Source organism: Buttiauxella warmboldiae (assembly GCF_003818135.1).
Classification (GTDB): Bacteria; Pseudomonadota; Gammaproteobacteria; order Enterobacterales; family Enterobacteriaceae; genus Buttiauxella; species Buttiauxella warmboldiae.
In genome coordinates this window covers 1-998 of record NZ_RPOH01000072.1, presented here as the reverse complement: position 1 = coordinate 998, position 998 = coordinate 1, and the positions used below count along the sequence as shown (strand labels likewise).

The 998-nt window shown below is 51.7% G+C and carries 1 protein-coding gene; it reads left to right on the top strand.

Translation table 11 applies throughout. The features are described from left to right. Nucleotides 1–614: flagellin (locus EHN07_RS20715; RefSeq protein WP_279630507.1), on the top strand; the 614-nt coding region annotated here is incomplete at its 5' end. Nucleotides 615–998 lie beyond the last annotated feature (384 nt).

Sequence of the window (998 nt, the reverse complement as noted above, 5' to 3'; positions counted from 1 at the left end):
CCCTGGGGATGGATGGTTTTAAAGTCACCCAGCAGAGCCCTCTGAAGGAAGGTGATACGGTAACCAAAGGTGCTGATACCGTTGTCCTGGATAAGGCAACCCTGGATGGCATTAAAACCTCGGTGTTCGGTGCGGGCGGCAAGGGCGAGCTTTACCTGAATAAGAATGGCGAATATATAGCTGTGGGTAAAAATGCTGCTGGCGCAGATAAATGCGCCACAGTAAAAGCTACTTTTACTGCAGCAAACGCCGCTGCGAACCCTCCTACTCTGGCAAGCGTAGCTCTGGCTAAAGATACAGACCTTACCGCGACCGACCCGAAAGTCACTGAGCTGACTAATTCAACTCAGCTAAAAACCATTGACCAGGCGCTGGCCAAGGTTGACCAGCTGCGCTCCGGCCTCGGTGCGGTACAGAACCGTTTCGACTCGGTGATTAATAACCTCGACAGCACGGTCAATAACCTGACTCAGTCGCGCTCGCGCATTCTGGATGCTGACTTCGCTTCCGAAGTCTCCAATATGAGCCGTGCCAATATCCTGCAGTCTGCCGGCACCAGCGTGCTGGCTCAGGCAAACCAGGTTCCACAGAACGTGATGTCGCTGCTGCGCTAACGGGCTGAGCCTCTCCCCACGGCGCGCGTTGTGGGGAGAGGCGTTATTCGTTTTACGGTGACAGCCAACAGAGCCGCGGTTTAAAACCGGCAGTTCAGGCCGCAGGGCGAATGTTTACCGCCACAAATAACACCGCCAATAACGACATAACCATTTTGCGGTGATTAATTTCTCTGCACAGCGATGATGCTGAAATAAACGCGGGTTTAAGTTTGTCCGGGGTATTTTTTATTTATCGCCAGTCTGACCGGGCTGCACAGACGGAATAGCCTGTTTTATTACGATGTTTTTTGATGACCATAAAACATCATAAAACGACGTTGATAAATCACCCTCATCAGCACTGACGGTTAGTCATAAAAACCCCCCTTGTCCTGACACTGG